The sequence below is a fragment of the Streptomyces sp. NRRL S-920 genome, assembly GCF_000717945.1.
Taxonomy (GTDB): Bacteria; Actinomycetota; Actinomycetes; order Streptomycetales; family Streptomycetaceae; genus Streptomyces; species Streptomyces alboniger.
Genome location: NZ_JODF01000011.1, coordinates 49,506 through 56,410 on the forward strand (window position 1 = coordinate 49,506; position 6,905 = coordinate 56,410).

The 6,905-nt window shown below is 72.2% G+C and carries 9 protein-coding genes; 5 read left to right on the forward strand and 4 right to left on the reverse strand.

Going from position 1 to position 6,905, the window contains the following annotated elements; all coding sequences use genetic code 11:
• Positions 1 to 135: 135 nt before the first annotated feature.
• Positions 136 to 606, forward strand: a complete 471-nt coding sequence (locus IG54_RS0110750; protein WP_030780586.1) for a lamin tail domain-containing protein — start codon at positions 136 to 138, stop codon at positions 604 to 606.
• A 3-nt stretch (positions 607 to 609) separates the two neighbouring features.
• On the opposite strand, the gene IG54_RS0110755 is transcribed toward IG54_RS0110750, so the two are convergent.
• Entirely contained in the window at positions 610 to 936 is a 327-nt protein-coding gene (locus IG54_RS0110755) for a hypothetical protein (protein ID WP_030780589.1), read from the reverse strand.
• Between the two features lie 155 nt (positions 937 to 1,091).
• Here IG54_RS0110755 and IG54_RS0110760 point away from each other — a divergent pair, with 155 nt between their 5' ends.
• A complete protein-coding gene (locus IG54_RS0110760; protein WP_030780592.1) occupies positions 1,092 to 1,637 on the forward strand; it encodes a DoxX family protein in 546 nt (181 codons plus the stop codon).
• 107 nt (positions 1,638 to 1,744) lie between these two features.
• Positions 1,745 to 2,584, forward strand: a complete 840-nt coding sequence (locus tag IG54_RS0110765; protein ID WP_234336096.1) for an SAM-dependent methyltransferase — start codon at positions 1,745 to 1,747, stop codon at positions 2,582 to 2,584.
• Positions 2,585 to 2,642: 58 nt separating this feature from the next.
• On the opposite strand, the gene IG54_RS0110770 is transcribed toward IG54_RS0110765, so the two are convergent.
• A complete protein-coding gene (locus tag IG54_RS0110770; protein ID WP_030780598.1) occupies positions 2,643 to 3,149 on the reverse strand; it encodes a MarR family winged helix-turn-helix transcriptional regulator in 507 nt (168 codons plus the stop codon).
• A 175-nt stretch (positions 3,150 to 3,324) separates the two neighbouring features.
• Here IG54_RS0110770 and IG54_RS0110775 point away from each other — a divergent pair, with 175 nt between their 5' ends.
• Positions 3,325 to 3,918: a malonic semialdehyde reductase gene (locus IG54_RS0110775; RefSeq protein ID WP_030780601.1), complete on the forward strand. Its 594-nt coding sequence runs from the start codon at positions 3,325 to 3,327 to the stop codon at positions 3,916 to 3,918.
• An 88-nt stretch (positions 3,919 to 4,006) separates the two neighbouring features.
• Positions 4,007 to 5,272 (forward strand): MFS transporter, encoded by a 1,266-nt coding sequence (locus IG54_RS0110780; protein WP_030780604.1) that lies wholly within the window; start codon positions 4,007 to 4,009, stop codon positions 5,270 to 5,272.
• On the opposite strand, the gene IG54_RS0110785 is transcribed toward IG54_RS0110780, so the two are convergent.
• Entirely contained in the window at positions 5,260 to 6,228 is a 969-nt protein-coding gene (locus tag IG54_RS0110785; protein ID WP_030780607.1) for an aminoglycoside phosphotransferase family protein, read from the reverse strand. The two genes, IG54_RS0110780 and IG54_RS0110785, sit on opposite strands and share 13 nt — an antisense overlap.
• A gap of 102 nt (positions 6,229 to 6,330) precedes the next feature.
• Positions 6,331 to 6,807 (reverse strand): hypothetical protein, encoded by a 477-nt coding sequence (locus tag IG54_RS0110790; protein WP_030780611.1) that lies wholly within the window; start codon positions 6,805 to 6,807, stop codon positions 6,331 to 6,333.
• Positions 6,808 to 6,905 lie beyond the last annotated feature (98 nt).

Consider the following 6,905-nt stretch of genomic DNA (forward strand, 5'->3'; position numbering starts at 1 on the left):
CGGGCGAGGCGCGAAGCACGGGTGAAGCGGATGCGGGATCTCCCCAAGCGGAATCGGAGGTACCGCCTCAATGCGGGCGCGCGCACCCCGTATGCTCGGCTCCTCTCCACGAGACCTTCACACTTGGAGCACTCCTTGCGCGTACGCACCATGGCCCCCGCGGCGCTCGCCGCCACCGCCCTCTCGGTGTCCCTGCTCGCCGCCGCGCCCGCCTCCGCGGCGACCGCGCGCCACCAGGGCGGGCTGCACCTCGGCTTCATCCAGTACGACAGCCCGGGGCGGGACTCCCGCTCGAACTCCTCGCTGAACGCGGAGTGGGTGAACATCCACAACAGCACGCGCTCCGCGATCCAGCTCAAGGGCTACAAGCTCAAGGACAACACCGGCTACACGTACACCTTCGGCAGCTACAACATCGGCGCCGGCAAGACCGCCAAGGTCCGCACGGGCCAGGGCACGGACGCCTCCGGCGTGCGCTACTGGGGCCAGGGCAACTACGTCTGGAACAACACCGACGACAAGGCCCGCCTGATCAAGCCGAGCGGCTCGCTCCAGGACTCCTGCTCCTGGACCCGGAGCGACGACGGAACCAAGAACTGCCACTGACCGTCAGGCCTGGCCCGTTTCGAAGCGGGTGATCCGGCCCGCGTCATCGACGGTGAAGCGCCATTTCGTGCGCATCTCGCCCCAGGTGTCGTTGCGGTAGCTGACGAGCAGCGTGCGGCCGCCGTCCGACTCCGACTCGATGTCCATGTGGCCGTTGGAGGAGAAGACCTCGCGCTCGGTCCAGTCGGTGATGTCCCGGTCGGTGCCGTCGTCGGACATGGTCGCGCCGGGGGCGAGGAGCGCCTCGAAGGCGGCCCGGTCGTGGGAGTTCACCGCGGTGACGAACGCGCGTACGGCCGGGTCGCCGAGCCGGTTTACCTGAATGCTCATGGGCTCACGCTCACATCGGGCCGTCCGGGGCGCCACCGGGCGGGGCGGGGCCCTCACCCGTACGGCGGCGCGGGCCGGGTGCCGGGGGCCGGTCCGGCGGACGGTGGGAGGGTCACCCCCTCGGCGAGAGCCGAACCATCGACCTGGGAGTCCTCATGACCTGTTCGTGCCCGGACCGACGTGACCTCGGGCTGCTGCTTCTGCGCGTGGGGACCGGGGGTGTGCTGGCCGCGCACGGCACGCAGAAGCTGTTCGGCTGGTTCGGTGGTGGCGGGCTCCAAGGTACGGGCGCCTGGATGGAGTCCATCGGATACACGCCCGGCAGGATGAACGCCCTGGTCGCGGGGCTCGCCGAGGCGGGCGGCGGCACGCTGCTCGCCCTCGGTCTCGCGACCCCGGCGGCCGGTTCGGCGGCGGCGGGCGCGATGGCGGGGGCCTCGGCCGTGCACACGCCGAACGGCTTCTTCAGCCAGGGCGGCGGTTACGAGTATCCGGCGTTCCTCGGCATGGTCAGCGCGGCGCTCGCCGTCACGGGCCCCGGCCGCTACTCCGCCGACCACGCCCTCGGCCACTCCCTCAACCGGGCCTGGATGGTGCCGGCCGCGCTCGCCGGGACGGCGGTAGGTGTGCTGGCGACGCTGGGGGCCAGGAACAAGAACGTGCGGCAGCGCGGCGAGGACGCCTCGTCCGAGGAGGAGTGACAGCGAGCGGTCGGGCACGGGGGTCACGCGCCCCAAGCGCTCTGAGCACTTTTCGGGGGGGGAAAACGCTGTCCAGGAGGGTGATGGGCGGGCTAAGGTCGCCCGCCATGACCAATGACCCTGGCATGACCATTGACCCTGCCACGACCACTGACTCCGCCATCACCACTGACTCCGCCGTGATCGCTGACAACGACCTTCCGCCGCGCCTCACCCACCTCGCCTTCCACAGCCCCCTCTCCGAGGCCCGCGCGCGGCGCCTCGTCGAGCGGCTCGCGGCGACCGGGCCCCGTACGGTTCTCGACATCGGCTGCGGCTGGGGCGAGTTGTTGCTCCGCATACTCCGAGCCGCCCCCGGGGCCGCCGGCGTCGGCGTGGACATCAACGCCGAGGATCTGGCGCGCGGGCGTGCCGCCGCCGAGGAACTCGGCCTCGGCGAACGGGTCGTCTTCGCGGAGGAGTCGGCGAGGGGCATCACGCGCGACCCCGCCGATGTCGTGCTCTGCCTCGGTTCGAGCCAGGCGCTCAGCGCCGCCGAGCCGCCCCTCGCGACGGTCGAGGCGCTGCGGGCGCTGCGCGGGCTGGTGAATTCCGGCGGCCGGGTGGTGCTCGGCGAGGGCTTCTGGCAGCGCACGCCCACCGAGGACGAGCTGGCCGGGATGTGGCCGGATGCCCGTGCCGACGAGTTTCTGTCGCTCGGCGGCCTGGTGGACGCGGCGATCGAGGCGGGGTTCCGGCCGCTGTGGGTGGAGACGGCGAGCGAGGAGGAGTGGGAGGAGTTCGAGTCGGGCTACCGCAGTGACGTCGAGGAGTGGCTCGCCACGCACCCGGACCATCCCGCGGCGGCCGAGACGCGCGCGAAGGTCGACGCCCAGCGCGACTCGTGGCTGCGCGGATACCGCACGGTGCTCGGACTCGCGTATCTGACCTTGATTCCGGTCGGTTGAGGTCCCTGGGGCCGCAGCCGGGGCCGGGTCCCGGCTCGGTCCCCCTCGGCTCCGAGCCTTACTTGATGGTGGTGTCCCCGAGGGCCTCAAGGACCCGCCGGAGACTGTCCCCGGCCGCGCCGACCAGCTCGCGGTCCACATCGGCGAGCAGCAGCTCGTAGTTGGCCAGGTGGTCGGCGAAGACGGCCCTGGTGACCTCATGCCCGCGTTCGGTGAGGCGGATCTTGACGCTGCGCCGGTCCTCCGTGTCGCGTACGCGCTCGACCAGGCCCTTGGCTTCCATCTTGTCGATGCGGTTGGTGATCGTGCCGGACGACACCATGGACGCCTTGAGGAACGTACCGGCGGTCAGGGCGTAGGGCGGCCCGGAGCGCTGGAGTGTGGTGAGGACGTCGAACTCACCGACGTCCAGGCCGTGCCGGCCCGCGATGGACTTGACCGACTTGTCGACCACGAGGGCCAGTCGCTGGATGCGGCCGAAGAGCTGCACGGGCCACAGGCCCTCCTCCAGGTCGGGTCGCTCCTCGGCCCACTGACCGATGATCGCGTCCACGGCGTCGCTCATCGCTGCCACTCCCCTCGATACGGACTCTCTTAGTAGGGACTCTACCAGTGCTGGCTCTCCCAGCTCTGACTCTCCCAACTTCATGTCTCTTAGTTTCGAGATACTTGACTCTGGGATAGCCGGATGCTTTTATCTCACTATCGAGATTGTCGATCCCGAACGACAGGAGCACACCATGTCCGAGCTGTCCCTCCACCCCGCCGCCCAGGACCTCCTCTTCCGCGAGGCCCGCACCGCCAACACCTTCACCGACGAGCCGGTGACCGACGCGCAGCTCCAGGCGGTCTACGACCTGGTCAAGTACGCCCCCACCGCGTACAACCAGTCGCCGCTGCGCGTGGTCCTCGTCCGGTCCGCCGACGCCCGCGAGCGGCTGGTGGACCTCATGGCCGAGGGCAACCGGCCCAAGACGCTGTCGGCCCCGCTGGTCGCGATCCTCGCCGCCGACAACGAATTCCACGAGGAACTCCCCTCGCTGCTCCCGCACTTCCCGCAGGCCAAGGACCTCTTCTTCGCCGACCGCGCGGTCCGGGAGGAGTCCGCGCTGGTCAACGGAGTGCTCCAGGCGGCCTACTTCATACTCGGCGTGCGCGCGGCGGGGCTGGCCGCGGGGCCCATGACGGGATTCGACTTCCCGGGTGTGCAGAAGGAGTTCCTCGACGACGACCACACGCCGCTGATGGTCGTGAACATCGGCCGTCCGGGTCCGGACGCCTGGTACCCCCGTTCACCGCGACTCGCCTACGACCAGGTCGTCACCACGGTCTGACCAGGCGCCACCCTCGTCCGGGCCTCCCACCCGGACCCCTCGCCCGGACCTCTCACCCGTATCCCTCGCGCCGACGGAGCCGCCCACCATGTCCGCACCCGCGCAAACCCGTCCCAGCCCTCGCCCCGCCCCTCTCCCCCGCGCCGCCCCGCAGGCCGCCGCCACACGGTCGGCGCGTCAAATCCCGGCGCTCTGGCTGGCGTTGCTGGCCACCCCGGTCGCCGCGAGCGCCAACAGTCCCGTACTGATCCTCCCCGACATGGCAGGCTCGCTCGGCGTCCGCACCGCGACCGCGACCTGGCTCGTCACCGTCTTCGCCTGGGCCATGGCCGTCGGCACGCCACTGATGGCGGCGCTGCTGCGCCGCCGCGGCCTGGGGAGCACGCTCAAGCTGAGTGCCGCCCTGATCGTGACCGGCACCGCGGTTCTCGCCGCGGCGCCCTGGCTACCCCTGGCCATGGCGGGCCGGGCGGCGCAGGCCGCGGGCGGTGCCGGTCTGGTCACGGCGGCGATGAGCCTGGCGGGCTCGGTCCGCCGGATGGGCGTGATCACGGCGGGCTTCGGGACGTTCGGGGCGGTCGGCCCGCTGCTCGGCTCGGCGATCGCGGGCACCGCCTCCTGGCGGATGTCCCTGGCCGTCGGCGCGCTCGCCCTCCTCGCCCTGCCCGCGGTCGTACGCCGCGCCGAGCTGTCCGCACCTTCGCGCGGCACGCCCTTCGACGGCCGGGGCGCCGCCCTGCTGGTCCTGATGGCGACGGCTCTGGTGCTCATCCCGCGCTACCCGCTCCCGGCGGTGGCCGCCGCACTGGCGATGGCCGTCCCGCTGGCCCTGCACATCCGCGCCCACCCCACCGGCTTCGTACCGGCGTCACTGCTGCGGGCCCGCGCGTTCGTCCTCTGCGCCGCGCTCGCCTGCACCTTGGCGACGTCGTACTTCACCCTGCTGTTCACGGTCCCGCAACTGCTGGGCGAGCGCACGGGCTGGTCGGCCGCCACGATCGGCACCGGTCAGCTGGCCGCCCTCCTCGCCGGCTCGGCGCTCTCCATGGCACTGGCCGCGGCCTCGGCCCGGATGACCCGCCGCCGGGTCCTGGCCATCCTGCTCACCGTCGGCACCCTCGCCCCGCTCACCGCCGCCCTGACCCCCTGGGCGCCCCTGCTCCTGCTGGTCGCGACGCTGGCCGTCCTCGCCACCAGCGCGGGCCAGGCGACGCTCATGGTGTACGCGACCAAGGACGTGCCGGACGCCCAACGCCCCACCGCCATCGGCCTGTTCAACCTCTGCTACCAGCTCGGCGGCGCCTTCGGCCCGGCGATCGCGGCCGTCGTCGCACTCGGCGGTCACAGCTCCTGACGGAACCACGCCTCGGCGAGCGCGTCGAGCGTCGGCTCGGGCGGGGCGGGCAGTTCCCGCAGGTACCAGGGAAGGTTGCTGTACACGTGGAGCAAGGTGTACGCGAGGAGTTGGCGCGGATCGTACGTCGTTCCGTACGCCTTCATGAAGCGGGGCAGGAGGCCCGGTTCGGCCCGGGTGACGAAGAGTCCTACGCCCACGAAGTCGTACGCCGGGTCGCCGATCATGGCGGGCTCGAAGTCGAAGAGGCCGGTCAGGCGCCAGTCGTCCGCGGGGTCGACGATCAGGTGCTGGCGCATGAACTCGGTGTGCAGGAGGGCCCGTCGGGGCCCGGCGGCGGATCCTGTGGTGGCTTCGGTGGTGGCTGCGGCGGCGGGCAGGGTTACGGAGTCCAGGAACGCGGGGATCTGCTCCAGCCAGCTCTCGGGCAGTCCGCACCTCCGCTGGCGGTCCACGGCCCCGGCGCGCTGCCCGGCGAGGAAGGCGTCCCAGTCGGCGGGCCCGAGGACATCGGCGAGCGGCTCGGGGTCCAGGGCGTGCAGCGCGGCGAGGGCCTGTGCCGCGTCGGTGATGATCCGCTCCCGGGCGGTGCCCGGGATGTCCGGCCAGGCGGTGGCGAGGCCCGCGCCGGGCAGACGGGACATCAGGACGTAGCGCCAGCCGTTCTCGTACGTTCCGAAGTCGTGCACCCGCGGGGTGGGGACGGGGAGCCGGCCCTGGACGTGGCTCAGGACGCGGGCTTCGGTGATGCCGTCCTGGGCGGCCGCCGCGGGGAAGAGCTTCAGCACGTGCCGGTCGCCGACCGCGTAGACGGGCTGGGACCCTTCGGGATAGCGGGTCAGCGGGGCTCCCGCGAGACCGAGCCGTGCGCACAGGTCCTCGGCGCCGGGCCGCATGACCGTCTCGTCCGGGACGATACGGTCCCATTCCTCGTCCGTATTCACCTCGGGCAGCATGACCCGCACCGTAGTGTCCGGCGAGGGCCGCCGCGACCGGGTTTTTCCGCGCCGCGCGGGCGGCCCCGCCCCCACGTCCTGCCCGTGTCGTGTCGTGTCGTGTCAGAAGACGAACGGCCCCGGCGACTGCGCCGAGGTGGCGGCGCAGGTCACGGTGACGCCGAGGACGACGATCCGCAGGGACTTCCCTTCGAGGCTGTCGCCCGCGGCGACGGTTCCGGTGAGCGGTCCCGTGGAGACGGCGCCGCCCGCGGGGATCGGCGGGTTGGAGTTGCCGCTGAACTCCGTGGTGCCGGTGCCGTTCCTGGTGAGGGTCAGGGTCGAGCTGACGGAGCCCGCGCCGAGGTCGATGGGGGCCGAGATCGCCGAGGTGGACACCTCGATGGTCGCGGCGGTGCCGTCCTGGGCGGCGGTGAGCGTGGCCGTTCCCGACCCGTACGAACCGCAGTCGAACGAGACGGTGGCGGTCCGCGGATCCACAACGGCTGCCTGCGGCGCGGCGGCTGCCGCGGGGGCCGTCGCGAGGGCGCCGAGGGCGAGGGCGGCGGTCGCTGTGGCGGTGAAGATGCCATGTCGCATGGGGGGCCTGCCTTCGTGGGGTCAGGGGTGGGGGGACGGCCCCGCCCGACAGCACCGCTTTTGACGGTCCGTCAGCGTGCGGGGGCGCCGCCCATTGA

Bases quoted from the DNA above. Each gene is read 5' to 3' on its own strand.
- IG54_RS0110755 (WP_030780589.1), bottom strand. From the start codon at position 936: ATGAGCATTCAGGTAAACCGGCTCGGCGACCCGGCCGTACGCGCGTTC.
- IG54_RS0110760 (WP_030780592.1), top strand. From the start codon at position 1,092: ATGACCTGTTCGTGCCCGGACCGACGTGACCTCGGGCTGCTGCTTCTG.
- IG54_RS0110765 (WP_234336096.1), top strand. From the start codon at position 1,745: ATGACCAATGACCCTGGCATGACCATTGACCCTGCCACGACCACTGAC.
- IG54_RS0110770 (WP_030780598.1), bottom strand. From the start codon at position 3,149: ATGAGCGACGCCGTGGACGCGATCATCGGTCAGTGGGCCGAGGAGCGA.
- IG54_RS0110775 (WP_030780601.1), top strand. From the start codon at position 3,325: ATGTCCGAGCTGTCCCTCCACCCCGCCGCCCAGGACCTCCTCTTCCGC.
- IG54_RS0110780 (WP_030780604.1), top strand. From the start codon at position 4,007: ATGTCCGCACCCGCGCAAACCCGTCCCAGCCCTCGCCCCGCCCCTCTC.
- IG54_RS0110785 (WP_030780607.1), bottom strand. From the start codon at position 6,228: ATGCTGCCCGAGGTGAATACGGACGAGGAATGGGACCGTATCGTCCCG.
- IG54_RS0110790 (WP_030780611.1), bottom strand. From the start codon at position 6,807: ATGCGACATGGCATCTTCACCGCCACAGCGACCGCCGCCCTCGCCCTC.